At 44.5% G+C, this 21,396-nt stretch carries 19 protein-coding genes; 8 read left to right on the top strand and 11 right to left on the bottom strand.

Annotation, left to right across the window (positions count from 1 at the left end; genetic code table 11):
• Positions 1–87: 87 nt before the first annotated feature.
• From K0I73_RS01135 to K0I73_RS01155, 5 genes are all read right to left on the bottom strand, one after another.
• On the bottom strand, positions 88–1,386 hold the full coding sequence (locus K0I73_RS01135) for a DUF3570 domain-containing protein (RefSeq protein WP_220062737.1): 1,299 nt from the start codon (positions 1,384–1,386) through the stop codon (positions 88–90).
• Entirely contained in the window at positions 1,377–1,592 is a 216-nt protein-coding gene (locus tag K0I73_RS01140; RefSeq protein ID WP_220062738.1) for a DUF4266 domain-containing protein, read from the bottom strand. Before K0I73_RS01140 ends, K0I73_RS01135 begins: the two co-directional genes overlap by 10 nt.
• 3 nt (positions 1,593–1,595) lie before the next feature.
• Positions 1,596–2,078, bottom strand: a complete 483-nt coding sequence (locus K0I73_RS01145) for a TlpA family protein disulfide reductase (RefSeq protein ID WP_220062739.1) — start codon at positions 2,076–2,078, stop codon at positions 1,596–1,598.
• A gap of 180 nt (positions 2,079–2,258) precedes the next feature.
• On the bottom strand, positions 2,259–3,929 hold the full coding sequence (locus K0I73_RS01150; protein ID WP_220062740.1) for a BamA/TamA family outer membrane protein: 1,671 nt from the start codon (positions 3,927–3,929) through the stop codon (positions 2,259–2,261).
• Positions 3,930–4,106: 177 nt separating this feature from the next.
• Positions 4,107–5,327, bottom strand: a complete 1,221-nt coding sequence (locus tag K0I73_RS01155; protein ID WP_220062741.1) for a threonine/serine exporter family protein — start codon at positions 5,325–5,327, stop codon at positions 4,107–4,109.
• Positions 5,328–5,472: 145 nt separating this feature from the next.
• Between K0I73_RS01155 and K0I73_RS01160 the strand changes: the two genes are divergently transcribed.
• Both K0I73_RS01160 and K0I73_RS01165 read left to right on the top strand, forming a co-directional pair.
• Positions 5,473–5,868 carry an MAPEG family protein gene (locus K0I73_RS01160; RefSeq protein WP_220062742.1) on the top strand — a complete coding sequence of 132 codons (396 nt, stop codon included), beginning with the start codon at positions 5,473–5,475 and terminating at the stop codon, positions 5,866–5,868.
• A 190-nt stretch (positions 5,869–6,058) separates the two neighbouring features.
• A complete protein-coding gene (locus K0I73_RS01165) occupies positions 6,059–8,347 on the top strand; it encodes a YgiQ family radical SAM protein (protein ID WP_220062743.1) in 2,289 nt (762 codons plus the stop codon).
• A 79-nt stretch (positions 8,348–8,426) separates the two neighbouring features.
• Here the strand turns inward: K0I73_RS01165 and K0I73_RS01170 are convergent, their stop codons facing one another.
• The 4 genes from K0I73_RS01170 to speFL all read right to left on the bottom strand — a co-directional run bounded on the left by K0I73_RS01170 (position 8,427) and on the right by speFL (position 13,591).
• A complete protein-coding gene (locus tag K0I73_RS01170) occupies positions 8,427–9,557 on the bottom strand; it encodes a porin (protein ID WP_220062744.1) in 1,131 nt (376 codons plus the stop codon).
• A gap of 108 nt (positions 9,558–9,665) precedes the next feature.
• Entirely contained in the window at positions 9,666–10,985 is a 1,320-nt protein-coding gene (gene potE / locus K0I73_RS01175) for a putrescine-ornithine antiporter (protein ID WP_220062745.1), read from the bottom strand.
• Positions 10,986–11,043: 58 nt separating this feature from the next.
• Complete coding sequence (gene speF / locus K0I73_RS01180) at positions 11,044–13,206, bottom strand: ornithine decarboxylase SpeF (protein ID WP_220062746.1); 2,163 nt, start codon at positions 13,204–13,206, stop codon at positions 11,044–11,046.
• A gap of 280 nt (positions 13,207–13,486) precedes the next feature.
• Complete coding sequence (gene speFL / locus K0I73_RS19235; RefSeq protein WP_110459032.1) at positions 13,487–13,591, bottom strand: leader peptide SpeFL; 105 nt, start codon at positions 13,589–13,591, stop codon at positions 13,487–13,489.
• 652 nt (positions 13,592–14,243) lie between these two features.
• Here speFL and K0I73_RS01190 point away from each other — a divergent pair.
• The gene (locus K0I73_RS01190; protein ID WP_220062747.1) at positions 14,244–14,570 is read left to right on the top strand and encodes a YkvA family protein; all 327 of its coding nucleotides are present in this window, start codon (positions 14,244–14,246) and stop codon (positions 14,568–14,570) included.
• 11 nt (positions 14,571–14,581) lie between these two features.
• Here the strand turns inward: K0I73_RS01190 and lpxL are convergent, their stop codons facing one another.
• On the bottom strand, positions 14,582–15,511 hold the full coding sequence (gene lpxL, locus K0I73_RS01195; RefSeq protein WP_220062748.1) for an LpxL/LpxP family Kdo(2)-lipid IV(A) lauroyl/palmitoleoyl acyltransferase: 930 nt from the start codon (positions 15,509–15,511) through the stop codon (positions 14,582–14,584).
• Positions 15,512–15,669: 158 nt separating this feature from the next.
• Between lpxL and K0I73_RS01200 the strand changes: the two genes are divergently transcribed.
• The 5 genes from K0I73_RS01200 to K0I73_RS01220 all read left to right on the top strand — a co-directional run bounded on the left by K0I73_RS01200 (position 15,670) and on the right by K0I73_RS01220 (position 19,956).
• Positions 15,670–16,248, top strand: coding sequence for a hypothetical protein (locus K0I73_RS01200; protein WP_258405247.1), 579 nt, complete (start codon positions 15,670–15,672; stop codon positions 16,246–16,248).
• Between the two features lie 1,071 nt (positions 16,249–17,319).
• On the top strand, positions 17,320–17,859 hold the full coding sequence (locus K0I73_RS01205) for a hypothetical protein (protein ID WP_220062750.1): 540 nt from the start codon (positions 17,320–17,322) through the stop codon (positions 17,857–17,859).
• Entirely contained in the window at positions 17,856–18,839 is a 984-nt protein-coding gene (locus tag K0I73_RS01210; protein ID WP_220062751.1) for a HEPN domain-containing protein, read from the top strand. Before K0I73_RS01205 ends, K0I73_RS01210 begins: the two co-directional genes overlap by 4 nt.
• A gap of 115 nt (positions 18,840–18,954) precedes the next feature.
• The gene (locus K0I73_RS01215; protein WP_220062752.1) at positions 18,955–19,470 is read left to right on the top strand and encodes a hypothetical protein; all 516 of its coding nucleotides are present in this window, start codon (positions 18,955–18,957) and stop codon (positions 19,468–19,470) included.
• 60 nt (positions 19,471–19,530) lie between these two features.
• Entirely contained in the window at positions 19,531–19,956 is a 426-nt protein-coding gene (locus K0I73_RS01220; protein WP_258405248.1) for a GNAT family N-acetyltransferase, read from the top strand.
• An 843-nt stretch (positions 19,957–20,799) separates the two neighbouring features.
• Here K0I73_RS01220 and K0I73_RS01225 read toward each other — a convergent pair.
• Positions 20,800–21,378, bottom strand: coding sequence for a lipid-binding SYLF domain-containing protein (locus tag K0I73_RS01225; RefSeq protein WP_220062754.1), 579 nt, complete (start codon positions 21,376–21,378; stop codon positions 20,800–20,802).
• Positions 21,379–21,396: the final 18 nt, after the last annotated feature.

The following is a 21,396-nucleotide window of genomic DNA, read 5'->3' on the forward strand; positions in this document are numbered from 1 at the left end:
GAAACGGGGGGGCTTGTATCAATCTCATCTGCAGCCTTGTATCCCATGGCTATCCTTGTTTGTAGGCATTAACTGCCGCTAACTGGCTTAAAAAGAGTAGCTAAATTGCGCGACTATGGCTTTCACTTGTGGGAATAAGTCATGGTTTTGCAATTGGCCAAGCAATTGGGTGCCATTGTTGTCTGGATTTTGCTGATAGTACTCCAATCGATAACTCATTTCATGGCCGCCAGCCAATCTTTGGCCAAATTTAATCCCTAGGGTATAAGCGCTCATATCACCGATGCGATAGTCAGCACTGGCATACTCGGGCAGAGGTTCTCCAGCCACTAAGAATGGCGTGTAAAAGTCTGCTCCTTGTTGCTGGTAATAACGCAGGTGAACCTGGCCATAAAAGTTACCGCTGAAGTAGTATCGATAATGGGTTTCTAAGGTGTGCGATTGTATGCCCCAATCATCGGTGCTATAGCGATAAGAGAGATCGACAATCCCAGAATCTAGCGCCCCCTTAGTCATCATGTAAAAGCTGTGCTTAAGGCGGGAATCTGGTCGACTCTCATACAGATAATGTTGGCTGGTACCAGTATCGTCAACTTGGCTTAAAATTTTATAGGGATCATTCATATAACCCGAGACGCTCGATAATCCGTAGTTGGCTTGAAATAACCAGCGACGGCTTAAGATTTGGGTCACGCTGAGCATGATATCAGCAGTGGACTTGTCGTCCGAGCTATCCATACGTGTTTGATCGAAAGCGGCCTTAAATTCGGCTTCCGTATCATAGTCTTTTCTTAGCGCCATAGAGGAAAAAGCGACAGGGCGTCCGCCGACAGGGTCGACAACATCATAGGTATAGGAACCCGATAGAGACAAGGTGGTATTGTCTTTATTGAAGCTGCGCTCAACGCCACCATTGAGTCCCATCGACATATAGTCAAACTCTTTAGAGCCATAAAGCCCGCCGTTGACTTTCCACTCTGGAGTTAAGGTTTCGCTCCAGTTAGCACTCGCCTGTACACGAGTATCATGGAAGGTGTCATCGAGTGGCGTGTCACCAGCACCGATAGTATATTCGCCGTTACCAGAAGGGCGGGTAAAGGTTTGGCTAGCATTTTGCGCCACGGCGCCCGATGCCGATGCACCTGTTAGACTATCGACGACCAGCTTCATGTCCAGTAGTGAGGTATCACCAAAGGATTTTTGAACATTACCTATCGCCTCGACGGCTTGAACCCTGTCTTGCTCGCCGTAATACATCACAGCGGCATCGACCTTCCAGTCATCGGCGCTCGAATCTGGGGTTACCGCTTGAACCTGTTGCCCAACTAAGGAACAGCTTGCCATCGCCAAGGCGCTAGCAATGTTACGATGTTTGGTTAATTGCATCCGCAACCTCCGCCTGCAAATGCGCGGCCACCGCTGGTGCCTTCTTTACTAAAATAGATATGATCATCGAGGGCCAGATCTAGCTTCTCTGCATCGAGCGCCATGTCGGCACGTGCCAATTGATCTTTTTCCCAGGGCTGGACTCCTAAGCTGGAGCAGGCGGATAAACTGGCGATAATAGCAATCGCGATAACAGACTTATTCATCGGTTATTCCTTCAAAAGTGTCACGAGCTCTTGCTCATATTGATCGGCATACTCTTCAAAAAAACCTACGTGGCTTTGTACCAACTCACCTTGTTTATTAAAGATATAACTGCTTGGCATACCTTGAAGATCGAATGCGGCAGCAGCATCGCCTTCTGGGTCGAAACGGAGATGAAACTTCGCCGGTAATAGGGATAGAAATTTATCGGCGAGTGCTTTGTCTGAATCCAAATTAATCGCAACCACGGCCAAACCTTGGTTTGCATATTTAGCGTGCATGGCATTCATCCACGGGAATGATTTACGACAAGGGCCGCACCAAGAGGCCCAAAAATCGACATAAACCACTCTGCCTTTAAACTCTTCAAGAGTCGTGGTTTCTGCTTGAGCATTTTGAACGGATTGAGTTAAAGCGGGTTCTGCACTAATCGGCAGCGAGAGTAAACTTGGCAAGATAACACCTAGCAACAGCACGAATTTCTTCATATATAGGTTCCAGTATGAGCGCTTGTGATCAATTTATTAGCCTAATCTTAAGGCTTCCTTAACAAAATAGCTTAAAGCAATTTTGAGCGTGATGGATCATTTGAGAGCTGGTTAATGATTTTAGTGGAAGGCTTGTAAATGAAAGGGCCATATTCCCCAATGAAATATGGGTTGTTGCAATTAAAAGTGCTGCTTGACTTGAAAGCGCCATTCCCAGCTATTAATCCCTTCACCGCTGGTGTAGGGGAGGGTGAAGTCGATGTGGGCTACATTGCCATAGCTAGAGCGAGACGAATAGATTCGTGCGCCAATGCCAATGCTACCAATAGGGTCAGAGACGGCATTGTTTTGATCATCTCCGCCGCTGGCTTGACCATAATCCGTGAATACTGCCCAGCCTAGCTCGGCTAATTGATAGAGGTTAATGTTTGGGTAGTTGCGAACTTCTGCAGTGACTAACCATTGATTGTCACCATGTTGATAGTCGTTGGGGTAGCCGCGAACGCCAGTGTTATCGCCAAGTGTGAAGGGCTGATCAATATAGTTATTCTGTGAGGTACTCAGTCTTACTTTTGAATATGCAGTCCATTTAGGAGAGATTTGATAGAAGTATTCAGCAGCTATACTGACCTTAAAATAGTCAGCTTGGCTGGTCTCAAAAACGCCCTCTCCAGTGGCACTCACTAAAATCAGTTGTTGATCACTTTGATAACCCCGAGATGACAGCCAGTCTAGATGATAACCGACTGGAGAGCTGTCTCTTGTGTCTGAGGTTTCTATTCCTAGCTTTATGTAATGTTGCCAGCCAAGATTAAAGTCTTCGTTATGGTTGATGAGGTGGACATTATTAAGCACCTTGTAGTCATCCTGAAGGTACTGATAACCAATCCATGGGTATAAAAAATCTCTATCTTGTGGCAAGGGCGAGTTTGGGTACTCTTCTATGTTGGTAAAGCTATTTTTGTCTTGGGTGATCCCGACCATAATACGAGATAGTGAGTCGCCTTGTTTATTTAATAGCCAGCCATATTGGGCATTATAGTAATCTACTTTATGCTCAAACTCATTAATGTCTTTGCCATTCTGGCGTATTGTATCAACTCGCAAATCATTGATATATCTGCCTGAATACATGTTTGGGTCGTTGAGGGTGTAAAAGGGTTTAGTGAAGTCAACCATAGTCGCTTCACCGTCGCTATTATCGTAGAAGTTAGCGCTCAGTGTTGAGTGTTTTATCCACCTATCCATAGGCACTCTAAAGGCCAATTGATAGCCCGTTCTGTCGGCGCTGGATTTGTATTTTAAACGTGTTCTAATACCATATCCGAGGAGGTTGTCTTCCTTGATTCCTACCGAAAACTTGCTGTCTCCACCGCTCCGTCCTGCACTAAAAGTGGGTAGCAGTGACCAGTTATCCCAAGTTTCTACCAGCACGGTTTTCTCTTCGCTAGGTTCAGCATCAGGGTCATTTAGCGCAAAGCTTACTTTTGCATCGCGAATATATGGCTCGTATCTCAAGATGCGCTGGGCTTCTTCGAGATCTTTTTGTGACACTTGGTCTGTTTCACTGAAACTGAGTTTATTTAGAATGGTGGATTCACGGCTGTTGATATGTAAATAGTTGGCCCAGCGATGAATAAAAAAAGCATCAGGATCGGACTCGTCGAAGATAGCATTACTCACAACGATAATTTTTCCAACAGGCTGCTTGTTTGCCTTTGAACTCATCTCGTCAGCGCTGTTTGTAGGAGAGGCCGTCACATTAGCTTCAGGCGCAGTATCTTCTGCCGCTGCTAGCCAGCAAACAGATAAACAACCTATGACAACAAGACAGCGAGCAACACCTGACATATAACAACCTACCGTATTGAAACTTGTTATTAGCAACTGTGATTTTACAAAATGAGCACAATTTAATAACACACTGTGGGAGCAGATTAGTCAAGGTGTAAGGTGAAATAAGAGGATGATTTTACTTGAGCAAATACTGATATGCAGAATGCTGCCACATCAGTATTTTATTTTAAGCTATAGGGTTCCGCGTGGTGGTACGGCAACGTTTGCAAAGATTAATCCCGCGACCAAGGACATAAAAATAAGGAAGATTTGTGAGCCAATGTGAGATTGATTGAGCATAGTCTCGCCCAGAATAAGGGTATTGAGTCCAATGTAGGTTTTACTACCTGGTACCAAGATCACTATCCCTTGGAGTAGGGCGATTGATGCAGGTGCTTTCATCCAGCGAGCATAGAGATTTGAGTAGATCCCAACTGCTAATGCACCAAAGAAAATGCCGATCGAGTCACCCAAATAAATCCCCGCTAGCATGGCGGAGAAGAAGGCGATGATACCGGCAAATATGCCCCAAGGAGAATCTTTAAGGCGCGCCTTGAAGATGATAACCAGTGCGGTGGACAAAATAGGTACTGCAGACCAAATCGCCCAACGTGGCAGCGGTGTAGGTTCGAAGTAGATCGCCTCACCAAAAATGGCATTACCGATCACCATGCCAAAAATGGCGCCAAAATAGAGTTTAAATAGCAACATGGACGCATCCATGATGCGGGCTGTGCCAGATATCAGATCGCGTGCGGCGAGTTCGGCTAATCCGAGGGTAAGCGCGAGACCGGGGACAAAAATAATAATTCCAGAGAGGATCACCACAGGAATATTGATATAGGGATCGAAGTAGGAGATCCCGCTGGCAGCGATAGCACACAAAATTGCCGCCAATGGTTCTAAGGTTTCGGCCATCCTTTTTGAGCGCTCGGCGTGATAAACCAAACCGTAGACCATGATACCTAGAGTGGATGACCAAAAAACATCGTTCCAACTGGTTCCCATCAGCATGGCGAAAGCCCCCGCCGAGCTGCCAAAGGCGAGCAGAGTTAACAATGGGCCATAGGGGTTAGGTTTGTTGGCGATCTCTTCGAGTCTTTCGGTGGCTTCTTGCAAGGTTCGTTGACCAGAAACGAGTTCGCCAACCAGTTCATCGGTACGAGCCAGAGAGCCAAGATCTAGATCACCAGGTCTGACTCTGGCAACATGATTGTATTCCTGATCCGCATCATGTTGTAAAACAAAGGTCATAGACGTGGGGGATATCAGAAAATAGCCTTCGATACCCAATAGTTTAGAGATGGTTTGCAGGTGAGATTCTAGTCGATAAGCAGGTGTACCAAATTTGTGCAGGTACTTTCCTAACTTAATGATAAAACGTCTTTTTTCTATGAATTCTGCGTTATCCAATTGTACAGTCCATGATGCTGAAACTTATGGGTAGTGTTAAAACGAGCGCATCTTAACCTATCTTGTACAAAAAAGGTTAATGGCTTGGAAATTTTTTGACTTAAGCATAGAGTATGTAGAGTTTTTTGAGGGATAGGAGAATATTATGTCAGTAGCAGTTTCAGGGTTTTATATTGGATTAACCGCCATCATGGCCGTTTATTTTAGCTTGCGAGTCGTGAAGTTAAGAAGAGGACTTAAAATTGGTTTAGGTACTGATGGTAACCAAGATCTGACCTTGGCAAGTCGTGTCCATGTCAATCTTGTCGAGAATGCGCCCATCGCTATGGCACTATTATTAGTGGCGGAAATTAATGGGTTAGCCGAGGTGTATATTCACCTGATAGGTACAGTTTGGCTGGTGGCTCGTATGCTTCATGCCATCGGGCTAACGCAAGGCCAAGGTGGTTATCATTTCGGACGTTTCTGGGGCGTGTTATTGACCTGGATCCTAATCCTTACGCTATCTGTGGTTAATATTGGTTATTTTATTCTAGGGTGATTTTTTAACGGGGTTGCTGCTTTTTTGTTCGCGTAAATGACCGTTTCGCTGTTATACTCCGCGTCCTTTTTGTTGCCCTCTACGCACTGCCTAACTTAGGCCGAGTTATAGAGTGTCGCAGAAGTTATTGGGATACTTAAAGCTCAGTAACTACAATTATTGTTGGTTTGGAAGTTAGGCAGTCATATTCATGCAGGTTGAATCCACGTTATTTACGCATCCCAAATATTTAAATCGCACTGAAAAACCAGCGCCATTTTTACCTATGTCTCGAAAAGAGATGGATAAATTGGGCTGGGATAGTTGTGACATCATAATTGTCACTGGCGATGCCTATGTGGATCATCCCAGTTTTGGTATGGCGGTGATCGGGCGCATGCTCGAAGCCCAAGGATTTCGCGTGGGTATCATCTCACAGCCCGACTGGTCGAATAAAAACGATTTTATGAAGTTAGGTAAACCTAACCTCTATTTTGGTGTGACTGCCGGCAACATGGATTCGATGATCAACCGTTACACCGCTGAGCGTCGTTTGCGCCATGATGATGCCTACACTGCGGGTAATATCGGTGGCAAGCGTCCCGATCGCGCCGTGACTGTGTATACCCAGCGTTGTAAAGAAGCCTTTAAGCAGGTACCAGTGGTGATTGGTGGTATTGAGGCGAGTTTACGCCGTATCGCCCATTATGATTATTGGTCAGATAAGGTGCGCCGCTCGGTGATTCTCGATGCCAAGGCCGATATTTTAGTCTATGGCAACGCCGAGCGTCCGCTGGTGGAGCTGTCACATCGTATCGCATCTGGTGAGCCGATAAGTGAGATCCATGATGTGCGTGGCACCACGGTGATCCGTAAAGAGCCCCTGGCAGGTTGGAAGGGGATGGACTCGCGCAAGTTGGATCAGCTGCATAAGATCGACCCTATCCCCAATCCCTATGGCGCCGATGATGTGGGTTGTCAAAATCTCTCTGGCCCGAGCGATGTTAAGGTGTTCGACAACGAAGCGCCCAAGCCGATTTCGGTGCAGCCGCCACGTCCTAAGCCGTGGGAAAATACTTATGTGTTGTTACCTAGCTATGAAAAAGTGGCCGAAGATAAGTATCTCTATGCTCATGCTTCGCGCATCTTGCACCAAGAGCAAAATCCAGGTTGTGCCCGAGCACTATTTCAGGCCCATGCCCAGCGCGCAATTTGGGTCAATCCGCCTGCTTGGCCATTGAACACCGATGAGATGGATGGAGTTTTCGACTTAGCCTATAAGCGGGTGCCACATCCTGTGTACGGCAATGAGAAAATCCCTGCCTATGACATGATCAAGACCTCGATTAATATCATGCGAGGCTGTTTCGGTGGCTGCTCATTTTGTTCCATTACCGAACATGAAGGGCGGATTATTCAGAGCCGTTCACAAGACTCTATTATTAAAGAGATCAAAGATATTCAGGATAAGGTTCCCGGTTTTACTGGGGTTATCTCCGATCTTGGTGGACCAACGGCTAACATGTATCGCTTAGGTTGTAAGAGCGAAAAAGCTGAGAAAACCTGTCGAAGGCTCTCTTGCGTATTCCCCGCTATCTGTGGTCATCTCGATACCGATCATCAGGCTACGATCGATCTGTATCGTGCGGCACGGGATGTACCGGGCATTAAGAAGGTACTGATTGCTTCTGGCGTGCGTTATGACTTGGCGACCGAAGATCCACGTTATGTGAAAGAGTTGGCGAGTCATCATGTCGGGGGCTATTTAAAAATTGCCCCAGAGCACACCGAAGAGGGACCGCTCACTAAGATGATGAAGCCAGGCATGGGTACCTATGACAAGTTTAAAGAGCTGTTTGATAAGTATTCTGCCGAAGCGGGCAAGAAGCAGTATCTTATCCCCTACTTTATCTCGGCGCATCCAGGCACTACTGATGAAGATATGGTGAACTTGGCATTGTGGCTAAAGGGCGAGAAGTTTAAGTTAGATCAGGTGCAAAACTTCTATCCGTCACCCATGGCCAATGCCACGACCATTTATCACACTGAGCTGAACTCGCTAAAAAACGTCAAGCACACCAGTGAGACGGTGGATGTTCCCAAGGGCGGACGTCAGCGTAAGCTGCATAAAGCCTTGCTGCGCTATCACGACCCAGCGGGTTGGCCGATCATCCGTGAAGCCTTGATTAAGATGGGCAAAGAACACTTAATTGGCGGTGGCTTAAATTGCTTAGTGCCAGCCGAAACTCGTCAAGAGCGCCAAGGTTTGTTGGCCAAAGCCGCTGGTGGTAAAACCCCTGCGGGTAAAAAAGCGGTCACCCGTTTTTCGGCAAACCAATTTGATGATCGAAAAGGAAAGGCCACATCTTCTGATAAGCCAAAATCAGCGGGAAAAGCCTCAACCAACAAGCAAGGTGCGGGTAAGTCTGGTTCAACAGGCAAGGGCGCTAAACGTCCAGTAAAAAATGCATGGGGCACCACGCCTAAACATCAAAGATAAGTTTTGAAACTAAAAAAGGCCACGCTGTAAATTCCATTTGCGTGGCCTGGCGTAGCAAAATAATTTGCTAATGGGTGCATCAGAAGAAGTAGTTGATCCCTACCGCAAAACCGTTCTCTTCACCGGCTTCTTGAGCGGCGTCATCCATTGAACTGAAGTCTAGCTTGGCTTCGGCAAACATCACTGTGTCATTGCTGTAACGATAGTGCAGACCGATCATCGCAAATTGGCGAGTCCACTTACCTTGAATGGTGCTTGTCGCATCAGTGTCTAGATCTAGGTAAGTTAGCACCGCCATAGGGACAAAGCCGTTGTCGTATTGATAGGCGACCATCAACTCTGCACCAGTTGCATCGTAGAATTGACCATCAACAACTTCATTGTTCTCGCTTTGGTGCGCGTTAAAACCAATATATAGGCCTTTTGAATCTCGACCATCGGCATAGTGATAGTATTCGCCGTACATTGCACCGATACCAATGATCTCATTGGTTAAGTCCACATTGGCGCCATCAATCGTGCCCGTTACCTTGCTGGTGTTGAAACCAGCAAGCAGGCTTAGGTTGTCATTGACATGGTAGGTTAAGCTGGCGCCATAGTTGTCGTCGGACTCTAATTGGGCATTGTCTTCGACAATTTTGTGATTGCTATTGGCAGCATATTGCAGAGCGATATGCAGTGGGCCGAAGTCGTTACGATATTGGAAGGCTGAATCGGCGCGACCAGTACCGTTTAGACCACCATCCCCGAAAGTGTAAGCTCCTACGGAGTAACCTGCGAATACATTGGGTAAATCGGTTGTGCCAGCAACATCATAGTAGGCACCCCATTGTTTACCAAAGGTTAGGCTACCCCATTTATCATGGGACATACCAACATAGCCAAGACGGTTATTGAGGAAATCGTCGGTCTTCTCGGCTGCAAGTGCGCTACCATCGAGCACTAGGCTATTCTCACCCGAAACTATGTTGATACCCCACTCCGTGCGAGCATAGGCAGTCCAACCATTTCTTTCTTCACGCTCGAAGTTAAAGCTCATCTGCGATAAATTGTTGACGACCTCAGTCTCATGGGTGTCATTGACTGCTGCGAAGCCTAACCAACCTGTAATGCTGACAGCGTTTTTGTCATCTTTATACACTTCGAATGCATTGGCACTGCCAGCGGTTAATAATAGAGGAATAGCCAGTGCGAGTAATGTCTTGTTCATAAATCCACCTTAATAAGTCGTGCTGTTTTCAGCTTTAAATAACTGCTCAACGGTCTTGATATTTTGTTGATGCCTTCATTGGGGCGGGATGAAGGCATCGGAGTGTAATTAAGCGGCTTTCATCTCGGCTTTATGTGCCTTGTTAGAGATCACGCCATAGATGGTCCAACCGAAGAAAGTACAGATTGAACCTAGCATTACTGCCGTTTCGCCTGAGCTATATAGGGCATAGAAGCTATATAAGGCACCGATAACGGCGATGATGTTAGATACACGCGCCTTGTGGGCTGGGATTTTGAGTTGCTTTTGCATCACGCCAAGGGCTGCCATAGACAGGATGTAAGGAATGATGTTGGTTACAACGGCTAGGTTAACTAGCGCTTCGAACTGCTTGTTCAATGTTGGGCTGATGGTCATCAGTGACAGTACTGACTGGATCATGACTATGATGGTCATACCAGCAACTGGAGCTTCAGACTTGTTCAGTTTAGAGAATACTTTTGGAAAGAAACCTTCATCGGCAGAGGACTTGAAGACCTGTGCGATGGTGAACTGCCAACCTAATAGAGAACCAGTACAAGAAAGTACCGCACAACCCATCACAATTTTACCGATAGTTGGGTTGAACATTTCGGCAAATACTAGACCGAAGGGAGCGTTAGAGGCGGCAAGTGCTTCATTGGAAACAATACCTGCAACGACGTTAGTAGAGATGATGTAGATGATGGCCGCACCGATAGTACCGCCCAATACGGCGATAGGTACGTTCTTCTCTGGGTTATCGACGGTTTCTGAGTTAGCGCAAGCAGACTCTAGACCAAGGAAGGCCCATAGTGTCATCGCAATAGAACCGCCGAGAGCATCGAAGAAAGGCAGATCATGCGGGTTCCAAGCGCCAGTATACATATCAACATCGAACCAGAACCAACCAATGAGTGACACACCGATCACTGGGATGATGATACCCCATACGGTTACACTACTGACTTGACCAGTAATGCGTGCGCCGCCGAAGTTAGCGATGGTGGTGAGCCAAAGTACGCCAATCGTCGCCAGACAGATGGCGATTGGACTCATCTCAACTTCCAACATCACTGCGCCGTAACCAACTGCAGAGATGGCGATAGCCACGTTAGCGATCAGCAGTGATACCGCGTAGGTATAGTTGGCCATAAAGTTGCCATTGCGGCCGAAGGCATATTCGGCATAACCGCCCATACCGCCAGATTTTTTACTGAACATCCCGCATTTAGCGAATGCATAGGCTAACGCCGTTGAACCTGCGGCTGTGACTAGCCAAGATAAAATAGAGATAGTACCCACTTGCGCCAGTGCAGTAGGTAGCATGATGATACCCGAACCCATCATATTCACAATTGTGAGAATGGTAAGTTGGGTAACACTGATCTTATTGTTTGATTTGCTCATAATAGTTACCTAAGTTTGTTGTTACGCAGAGAGCACAAGGCTCTCTGCATGGATATGATTAGTTTTTCAATACATAACCGAGTGCTTGAACTCGGCCGTTATCGGTTTCTTCGAGGTAAACCCCTTGCAGTTCTGGTGAGAATCCTGGTAGCAGGTTGATGCCTTCTTCTAATGCTAAGAAGTAGCGTTGTACCGCACCGCCCCATACTTCACCTGGTACCATACAAAGCACTCCTGGTGGATATGGCAGCGCACCTTCAACCGCGATACGGCCTTCAATTTGAGACAAGGGCACGAGTTCGGCCTTGCCTTGAATAAAGGCGATATTAGCTTCTTGAGGGTTCATTACGGCTTTAGGGAAGTGTTGTTGACGGAACATCTCTTTTTGCAGCTGCTTAACATCGCGGCTGACGTAAAGATCGTGCATCTCTTGGCAGAGTTGGCGAATGGTATAGCCTTGGTATCTCGCCTTGTTGGCGTTGTAGACGTTAGGAAGAACTTCGGCTAATGGCGCATCTTCATCGACCAGTTTTTCGAAGCGTGAAATTTGCGACACTAAGTGTTGCATCTTCGCCATATCTTCCGCAGGCGTCATTAGGAAGAGGATTGAGTTTAAGTCGCACTTCTCTGGAATGATGTTGTTTTCACGGAGGAAGTTAGCCAAGATCGTTGCTGGAATACCAAACTCGGTATAGCTTCCTGTTTCGGCATCGATACCTGGTGTGGTTAACAGGAATTTACAAGGATCTACGAAATATTGTCCCTTCTCATAGCCTTCAAATGAGTGCCATTTTTGACCTGGTTCAAATTCGAAGAAACGTAGGTCGTCAGCCATTTGCTCGGTTTCATAATCTTGCCATAGGCGGCCGTCGATCATGGTTGGCACAAATGGTTTGATATATTTGCACTTCTTCAGCAGTAATTTACGAGCTTCGATCCCGGCCTTAACCGCTTCACGCCACAGGTAGCGACCACTGGCACCTTCGTGCATTTTGGCGTTAACATCTAGTGCGGCAAACAGTGGATAAAATGGGCTAGTCGAAGCATGCATCATGAAGGCGTTATTGAAACGCTTATGGTTGCAATATCTCTCTTGGCCTTTGATATGTTTATCTTTTTTGTGAATTTGTGAAGTTTGAGAGAAACCAGCTTGCTGCTTATGCACCGACTGAGTCACGATAATGCCAGGATCGTCAGGTGTTAACTCAAGTAACAATGGTGAGCAGTCATTCATCATTGGAATAAATTGCTCATAACCGACCCAAGCAGAGTCGAAAAGAATGTAGTCACAAAGATGACCAATTTTATCAACGACTTGGCGTGCATTATAGATGGTACCGTCATAAGTCCCTAGCTGGATGATCGCTAAGCGGAAAGGACGAGCTTCATCGGCACGTTCTGGGGCTGTTTGACGAATTTGTTCACGCAGATAACGTTCGTCAAAACAGTGAGCATCGATACCACCAATAAAACCAAATGGGTTACGCGCCGTCTCTAAATAAATAGGGGTTGCACCCGCTTGAATCAGTGCGCCATGGTGGTTAGATTTATGGTTATTTCGATCGAACAGTACTAAATCACCTTTCGCAAGTAATGCGTTAGTAGCCACTTTATTTGATGAAGATGTTCCGTTTAACACAAAATAAGTTTTGTCGGCATTAAAAACCTTAGCCGCATATTTTTGCGCATCATTTGGTGCACCTTCATGAATTAATAGATCGCCAAGTTTAACGTCGGCATTACACATATCAGATCTAAATACAGTTTCGCCAAAGAAGTCGAAGAACTGGCGTCCTACTGGGTGTTTACGGAAGAATTGTCCACCCTGGTGGCCAGGACAAGCAAATGTAGAATTACCCATCTCGACATATTTTTTCAAGGTGCCAAAGAACGGTGGTAATAATCCTTCCTCATATTTTTTAACCGCGGTTTCGACTTGTTTTCCGTAGAAGTCAGTATTATTTCCGCAGAGTTCAAATACGCCAGTGATTGATGAACAAATATCGTCTGGAAATGTTTCTTCACAACAAACAGAAACGAATATTGGAAGCTTTAATCCTGTTTCTTTTATTCTTTCTACAACACCTTGTCTTACATCGTCAACGGATAATACAGCAGCTCCAACGTCACAGAAGTCAGTGTTTAAAATATTAACAACATCTCTTTTGGTATTAAAACATGATTGAACGGACAAACTTGCTGCCACTTTAAGTGATTTCATAAAAAACCTTTATATAAAAAATTGATAGCAGGGCTCGTACCAAATAAACAATCTATTTGATATTAAATAAAAGATATAACTATGCCCTGGTGCAGGTTTTGAATAACAGTAAGCTAGTACTCGATACAGGTATTCCTTCCGAAATAAAGTGGAATGACGAGTATGCCGAATAAGCTTTAGTTACAGGAATCCTGCACTAAAAATAGTGTTTAATTTAAATTTGGAATGAGGCTGTAATTGAGCTAGGCGAAAGCAGTCGCCCACCAACTACAGTATAGAACTATAGGGAAGTGTAGAAAGAGTAGTCAAAGTAGTCGCGTTGGCTTGGCATCATGATATGTCTCGTCCGCCTTATATGTGCCATGATTTTGGATTTTCTCTTCATATGCTGCTCCGTTAATTATTTAGAGAAAAAGATTAATACGTTCACTTTCGGAATAGATTTTATAACTGTAATAAATATAAAAAATTGAACTGTGTCTAGTTTTTAATTCTGTGTAGAAAATAATTTAAAAACATTATTCATTTGTTAAAACCCTTTATTACTTAAATATGATAATCTAAACTATGTGGCGTGAATAATTATTCTTTTTACTTGTCTTTTGCGCTCAAATCATCATCCATTGCTTGGTTTTTATTCACTATTTTTACCTTTTTATTGTATGGTGTGGCTTTGTTTTTCTGTTTTCCTTTTCTCATATTTTTCAAATATGAAATTAATGTTTTTTATTTCTCAATAACGGATTAGAAGATTTGTAGATTTATACCGTGTTATTGTTGTGATTATGTTTGTTTTTTGGTTTGTTCTTGGTTGATCCTTTTGGTTTGAGGTTTGAGTATTCATAAAACATGTTTTGATTCTCCAAAAATATTGCTTGTCTACAAATAACCTTCTGCAATTTAGTTGAGCTACAGTAAGCCGATCTTCGAATGAAAATCTTGGTTTGATTAGGGCTAAATGCTGCTAACGTTACTAGGTTAGAATCGGACCCAGATATGAGTATGAAATTTAAGTTCACTGTTTAACAGGAGGGAGCATGACCCAACAAGATTATAGTGATGAGAGTTTTTGGCAAAAAGTTAAACAGTTTGCTAAGCAAGCAGGGCGTGAGGTGATAGAGAATGCCTTGTGTTTATATTATGCTGCGCAACGACCCGATACCCCTAAGTGGGCGAAAACCGTGATATTTGGCGCTTTGGCTTATTTTATTGCGCCGATAGATGCGATTCCTGACCTTACGCCTTTTGTTGGCTTTACCGATGATTTGGGAGCGCTGGCAGCTGCGTTAGCTATGGTAAGCGTCTATGTGGATGACAATGTCAAAAACCAAGCCGCAGAAAAGACCGCCGCCTGGTTTGATTGATTCTGCGGTGCTTAATAGAGTGACGCTTCACCTTCAGGGCGATTTTTAAAGCGGCGATGCAGCCACATATATTGCCCCGGCGCTTCCATGATAGATGTTTCTACAATTTTATTGATAAACCGAGCACCGGCCTCGGGGTCATGCTTGGGAAACTGATCAATGAGCGGCGCTTTTATGGTGAGCGTGTAATCTCCGTTGTCGTTATTACGCACCATTACGAGCGGCACAATCGCACAGTCTGATCCATCGACCAGTATGCTAGTACCTGTGGTCGTGCAGGCATTCTCAACTGCGAACAATGGCGCAAAGGCCGAACGCCTGCGGCCGTAATCATGGTCCGGCGCATACCAGAGACGCTCGCCATTATTTAATGACTCCAGCATGAATTTGATATTTTTTCTATCGATTAAGGTATGCCCACCACGAGATCGGCCCTGATATTGAAAGTAGTCGAAGCAGGGGTTGTTGTTAGGGCGGTAAACGCCCATGCCTGAGATATGTAGGCCAAAGGCGCGGGCACCTAACTCAAGGTTGAGGGAATGCACCGCGACTAACAAGACACCGCGCCCCTCGGCAGCCAGCTTATCGATGTGTTTTGTCCCTTTAATGGTGACATGTTTTGCCACTCTAGCGTCGGACCAAAACCACGCCATGCCAGTTTCAAACAGCGCTAAGCCTGTGTTATCAATATTCTCTTTAACCAAGCGTTCACGCTCATCGACACTCATCTGTGGAAAACAGATTGCTAAGTTACGTTCGATGGTCTTGCGGCGGCCTTTCATAAAACTAATCGCAAGACGCCCAAGCATTTTTCCCAGCCGAATTTGGACAACGTAGGGAAGGAGGCTGCAAAGGTAACTCGTGCCGACGAGCAGCAGAACTCCCCAATATTTGGGATGCAGCAGTGCAATTGAAAATGTCGGCGCGATGTATTTACTCATAATAGAATGGGGTTTATTGATTAAGGCATGATATTTGGTTCAAGATTATACGCAGTTGCCGAGTAAGGATCTCAGATATATCGGTGCCTATTTATTCAGTTTTAATTTATCTGGCTGTGGTACTGTTTTTGATTACCTTAATGGAGAGCAAAAATAAAATGAAAAAACAGTTACCTCTGTTGGTTGCACTATCGACCATGTGTGCGATGCCAGTGATGGCGGCTAGCATTGAGCAAAATGCATTTTTTGACAAGATTGCAGCACATTGTGGCAAGGCCTTTGAAGGCGTTGTGACCGCTGGCAACAGCGCGGATTCGGCGTTTAGTGGCAAGAAGTTAGTCATGCATGTGCGCGAGTGCAGTGACAAGGAGTTAAAAGTGCCATTTCATGTGGGAGATGATCATTCGCGTACCTGGGTGATCACTAAAACCGATTTAGGGCTTAGGTTAAAGCATGACCATCGTCATCAAGATGGCACTGAAGACAAGGTCACTATGTATGGTGGCGATACCATAGATAATGGCACTGCGGAGTTACAATCCTTCCCGGTTGACCAATTTTCTATTGATAACTTCACCCAGAATGGCCTTAGCCAGTCGGTCACCAATGTGTGGCATGTGGGGATTTCTGACACCAGCTATCTGTATCGACTCACCCGAGAAAATCGTGACTTTAAAGTAGAGTTTGATTTGACCAAACCTGTGGCGTTGCCGCCAACGCCATGGGGGCACAAATAGCCTTGCAATGAAGGCTGGGCATTTTCTGTACGCCTGGCCGAATTGGTATTGAGTGGGGATTAGAAGGTCACACCTTTGCTGGTATTAATCGTCTGTCCGGCGGGTGTAGTACATGGAAGCACCAATGTCGTGATCACAGGGAAGTGAGGGAACGACGAATGTGCAAGCACTCTTTTGGCTCGGTGAGTGAAGCGTAGTTTCGTGCTTACGAACTGGCTTTTAGATAGGGATATCGTTGTGAGTACTTCCATGTGGGCTCTGCGAAATCATCTGACCTCCAAGGACGGAGGGAATGCCGAAAAATGTCTGGAACATTCTCGGCCATGATTTCGAAGGCCAAAACCGCGCTTACACAGGGTTATTTTATCTCTTCGATTTAGCTTCACTTGATACGAATAATGAGTAAAAAGCTAACGTGCTTTTGCCCCCATTGTGATTTAGCACCTTGTCTGTGGAGCAGTTACAAGCAGACTTTCTCGCCTAGAATTTTTCATCCATTTCAGTCAAATACTGCAACGCATTTGCAATGCCTAAAAGCTGGACAGGGATACAGTCATATTCAATTTATGACGATTTCTATGTTAACTTCGTGCGCGTTTTCACATTTCATTATGAATAAATTCATTTAAAATCATGCGCATATAAAGACCATGGGTTAGATAATAGGTTTGAAAAACGCGCATGCGCACTAATAAAATGTTCTTGACCTGCGGTAGACGATTTTTAGCAAAAAAGAAGTGATATTTAAGTCTAGCCGAAGGAATAGATAGAGCCAAACGGGATGGAAGAAACGCCTCATTTATGATAGCTTGAAGGCACTTGCTAAGGCTCGTAAAGCGAAGCTTTCAAAGAGACCTGCAATTGACTTCAAGTAAAGCAGCGATGCTTCCCTCACGCCGCAGGGGGCATCAATTAAGCCCCAAGGGCATGGAATAAGAGCTCACGGATTGAGTAGCGATAACCTCCTCTCTCCGAAAGTAAAGAACAACCCGTTACACGAGACCTTCGGCTCGTGAACTAAATCGTTATGCGCCCAGATCTGCGTCCATGTTTTGCATAATGAGGTGAGTATTGGAATTAATCGAAAAGAAGTTAAGAGACACTCCTGAAGACCACAAGAAGTACTTAAAACGGTTAAGTGAATATATAAGATACCTGATTGAAAACGGTCGAATACTGGAAGCCAAACATTTCTTTAATAAACTACAAGAGGTTAAACCTAGTCATATAAAAACAATAATCCTAGGTTACGAACTTGCCATTAAGACCTTTGATAATGAATCAGTTGTGTTGTTCGATCGTGCCTTATATGACAGCAAGCATGATGAAGAGTTACTGTTAAGAATGAGGCTAAAATATTATTATTCCGTGAATAATGAAAAGCAGTTCACAGACCTTGTTGAGTATCTTCTTTTTGAAAGGAGTATAAAGACTGAAACTTTTCACCTTATCGGTGAGTTAGTGATTACTCAAAATACATACAAGCCCATATCTATCCTAGTCAACTATCTTAAAAGTAAGAACCAAATGCTTCATAAACAGGTTGAAGGGCGGGTTCGTGGAATTGTCCTCCAGAAGCTTGCTGATACTTTAGCGGAATCACGAAAATGAAATCATATTTGATTGTCAAAGTTCTTGAAATGGCGAGCGTTTGTTTGCCTACGACAACGGTGTATTCGAATGTTGAATTGCGCTCTTCAAGCGTAGATTCGCCAGAAGAAGTTTATTCACTTGAAGCATGTGCCAAGAAGTTGAATCTTGATTTTGATAAATATCGTCACTGTGCTCGTATAGCTACGATTGTAGATAGCAATGCGCTAGAAACTGCTGTTTCTTGCGCAGAAAGTAGATTCGAAGAAATTTTAGATCTTAAATCAATAGAAGTACCTATCTCTAATTATGCTCTGTCATCCATTGGCTTTGTAAAAGACCTTGACACAGGAAAGTTGCATGAACTGAAGCAATCGAAGCACCAACCGACTATGTCATTTATGACTCATCAAGGAAATACACAAAGAGTAGATGTCACTCACTGCATCCTAGCCCAAAACTCTGAACTAAGTGAGCGATACTTGCGATCTTTACATTGGTTTAGAAACAGTAAACACGAGAATAATCCTCAGTTGAAAATTCTTTTTAACTGGTTTGCAGTAGAAGCTCTGTTAAAAGAATCGGAAAAGGACAATGTTGCTGTATATATTAGGTGGTTTCTAGGCTTTCCTAATGGAAAGGCTGGGACTCTAGTTGATAATAGAATTCTGAGAGAGCTAGAGAGTCATAAGAATTACCTTTTTTGGAAGAAGGAATTGGTAAATGTGCTAGAAAAAATACGTATATTCAGAAATGACTCTGCGCATCATGGCTTCAGATCTATTGATTTTACACCTGCGCAATTAGAGCTTTATAGTCAGGTGATGGTTTATGGAGTCACACGTTGTCAGGGAGCAGTGCAAACTGCAATTTTAAATGGGGTTAAGTCAGTGCAAGAATTCAAAGACTATATGCCAACAATTTTTGAGTATAATCAGTACTTAATAAATGATGTGCATGGGAGTATTTTGCTTAGTTTACATAGGCTTAGAATCGCATAACAAAGCATTTAAGAGTGATTCGCAACGCTTGGCATTTTCGCTTCGCTCAAGTATAACCAAGCGTCGCTCACACCTTAATGCGGCGTTAGCTTTCACAAGCATGAAAGGAGATTTAATGAAAAATAGATTGTTATTCGCGTTGCTAGCTACGTTTGGATTTAGTGGTGCAGCGTTATCAGATAGTAATAACCAGAGAAGCATAGAGGAAATAAGGTCAGTAGTTGAGGTCTTTCGAGTTTCAATAATTCAGAAAGATAAAGAAAGGTTTAAGTCTTTATTTTATAGCGATAACATTCCATTTATTGCGGTGTTTAGTGATGAAATGCTTGACCTTAAAAGAAAAGAAAATCCGAATTATCCTCGCTCCGTAGATTTTGGAAAATTCGGTTCTCCAATTGAGAGAATGATTTCTGATGAAGAAGAGCAAGAAGAGAAAATCTGGAATGTTCAGATTGAAACTGATGGATACCTAGGCTCCGTCCATTTCAATTATAGTGACCATGTAGATGGTTATAAACGTGCATGGGGAACTGAAGCTTGGGATCTAGTTAAAGAAGACACAGGTTGGAAAATAGTGTCGGTGACGTTTACTGTTACGGAAAATACGGAACCCAATGAGAATAAAAGCTAACCAGCGGCTTAAATTCGCTCCGCTCCGTCGGACGTTAGATTACCAGAAGGAAAATTGGCATTGGTAGATATTTTAAAAGCAAGTTCCTTACACGCACCCAGCATCCAAATTTTGCTACATCAGCTTGGATATCAATGCAATACTGCAGAAATAGTCTCAGCCATAGACTCGTCAGATGCTAATTCAGGTTTATTTGTTGCAATAAGTCATGGCAACGTAGTCGGTTTTATGTCACTTATTTACTTTTTCTATTTTCCTCTTCAAAGGCGTAATTGTCGTATAACTGCGATTGTTGTAGATGAATACGCTAGAGGTAATGGTATCGGGAAAAAGTTAATCAACCATGCACTCGCTAAAGCAAGAAGTCTTTCCTGCGCGCAGCTAGAAGTAACAACATCTTTAGTTCGCGAAGCAACTCAGGCATATTATGAGCGTACTGGTTTTATCAAGTCATCGTTCAGGTACTATTTAGACGTTGGCATCTAACAATCTGCTGTAGTCGCTCGCAGGCTCGCTGGGACGTAAACACATGGGCTGCGTCGCTTCTAATTTTGGCTCATAGAAATTTTTATATGAAATTCACCTGATAAAGCCGACGACCTAAAACATTTTTGTCTAAAAACGATTTAGCTTTGACTGCCTTGTGGTACGAAATAAGGTCAAATCGAAGAGGTAGAAAACTCGGTGCAGATGCGGCTGCGGACGTTGATGGCATGGCCGAAAATGCTCCCGACATTTATCGGCATTACCTACATCCATGTAGGTCAGATGCCATCGTCGAGCCTCCACGGATGGATTCACGGCGTGTAGCAGCAGTATCTGCACATTCCTCGCCGGACAGGCGATTAGTTACAATGAAGATACAAATTTCAAAGACACTCTACCAACGCTAATTCAGCCAAATGTTATAAGCCAAAAATGCCAACACCTTCATTCGAAGGTAAATCCACTTTTGTCCAAAAACGACTTAACTCTAGATTGTCCGAGTGATACTCGTAAGGTCAAATCAAAGAGATAAAATGACTCAGTGTAGATGCGGCTGAGGCCGTCGATTTCAGGGATTAAATTCATGGGAGGGTTTACAACGATATCCCTATCTAAAAGCCAGTTCGGCAATCCCTGCCTCTCGTTCGTGTGCTCGAAGCTACGCTTCACTTACCGTGCCGAGGAAGTGCCTGCACGTTAAGGTCGTTCTTTCATATCAGCACTTGCAGTAAGCAATCGACAAACCATCAAGCAATGGTTTCAAACCAAGCGTTTAAATGATGATTCGAATAGAAGTTCAAATTAAAGAAGTAGGGAGCTATCTTGCTCCCTACTAGATGATAACTATTTGGGGTCGAAGGTGAAGGATTGTCCTGCGAGCGCAGCTTCATACATCAGGCCACCTTTGGCGGCGGTAAACACCGCCATGCCATTGATGTAGGCCGCGCTTGCAGCCTTGTTGCTGCCAGCTTGTCCTGCACCCGCCGAGTTACCAGTGGTCCCCACTTGTGCATTGGCGCCGACGTTAATCGCTACTGCCGATGCATTTGCGCTGAACTCGAAACTGCCGCTAGTGAACTCTTCATAAGCTTTGGCATTCTTGAAGAAGATGATTTCGCTGTAGGCTTGCCCGCCCAACTGGAAGCCAATCGACAGTTGCGACAAGCTGGTGTCGCCAGTGTGGACTCTGCCTTTATAGACTCGACCTTTACCGTAGGCCGCACCTATGCCTATGCCGCCTTTGCCAACGGTAGGGAAGATGGCATAACCATAAGCGGTATTAAAAAATTGCTGGGTGTCTGGGGCTTTTTTGAAACTGTTTATGGCTTCGCCATAGCCATCAGCAGCAAGCGAAACTTGAGAGAAGAGCAAGCTAAACAAGACGCAACAGCCAGTCGCCAAGGTTGATATTAACTTTTTCATTTTGATCTCCAATCATTT

It is taken from the genome of Shewanella mesophila (genome assembly GCF_019457515.1).
Lineage (GTDB): Bacteria > Pseudomonadota > Gammaproteobacteria > Enterobacterales > Shewanellaceae > Shewanella > Shewanella mesophila.

Excerpts from the sequence above, each read along its gene's own strand:
- K0I73_RS01135 (WP_220062737.1), bottom strand. The coding sequence starts at position 1,386 with ATGCAATTAACCAAACATCGTAACATTGCTAGCGCCTTGGCGATGGCA.
- K0I73_RS01140 (WP_220062738.1), bottom strand. The coding sequence starts at position 1,592 with ATGAATAAGTCTGTTATCGCGATTGCTATTATCGCCAGTTTATCCGCC.
- K0I73_RS01145 (WP_220062739.1), bottom strand. The coding sequence starts at position 2,078 with ATGAAGAAATTCGTGCTGTTGCTAGGTGTTATCTTGCCAAGTTTACTC.
- K0I73_RS01150 (WP_220062740.1), bottom strand. The coding sequence starts at position 3,929 with ATGTCAGGTGTTGCTCGCTGTCTTGTTGTCATAGGTTGTTTATCTGTT.
- K0I73_RS01160 (WP_220062742.1), top strand. The coding sequence starts at position 5,473 with ATGTCAGTAGCAGTTTCAGGGTTTTATATTGGATTAACCGCCATCATG.
- K0I73_RS01165 (WP_220062743.1), top strand. The coding sequence starts at position 6,059 with ATGCAGGTTGAATCCACGTTATTTACGCATCCCAAATATTTAAATCGC.
- K0I73_RS01170 (WP_220062744.1), bottom strand. The coding sequence starts at position 9,557 with ATGAACAAGACATTACTCGCACTGGCTATTCCTCTATTATTAACCGCT.
- potE (WP_220062745.1), bottom strand. The coding sequence starts at position 10,985 with ATGAGCAAATCAAACAATAAGATCAGTGTTACCCAACTTACCATTCTC.
- speF (WP_220062746.1), bottom strand. The coding sequence starts at position 13,206 with ATGAAATCACTTAAAGTGGCAGCAAGTTTGTCCGTTCAATCATGTTTT.
- speFL (WP_110459032.1), bottom strand. The coding sequence starts at position 13,591 with ATGAAGAGAAAATCCAAAATCATGGCACATATAAGGCGGACGAGACAT.
- K0I73_RS01190 (WP_220062747.1), top strand. The coding sequence starts at position 14,244 with ATGACCCAACAAGATTATAGTGATGAGAGTTTTTGGCAAAAAGTTAAA.
- lpxL (WP_220062748.1), bottom strand. The coding sequence starts at position 15,511 with ATGAGTAAATACATCGCGCCGACATTTTCAATTGCACTGCTGCATCCC.
- K0I73_RS01200 (WP_258405247.1), top strand. The coding sequence starts at position 15,670 with ATGAAAAAACAGTTACCTCTGTTGGTTGCACTATCGACCATGTGTGCG.
- K0I73_RS01210 (WP_220062751.1), top strand. The coding sequence starts at position 17,856 with ATGAAATCATATTTGATTGTCAAAGTTCTTGAAATGGCGAGCGTTTGT.
- K0I73_RS01215 (WP_220062752.1), top strand. The coding sequence starts at position 18,955 with ATGAAAAATAGATTGTTATTCGCGTTGCTAGCTACGTTTGGATTTAGT.
- K0I73_RS01225 (WP_220062754.1), bottom strand. The coding sequence starts at position 21,378 with ATGAAAAAGTTAATATCAACCTTGGCGACTGGCTGTTGCGTCTTGTTT.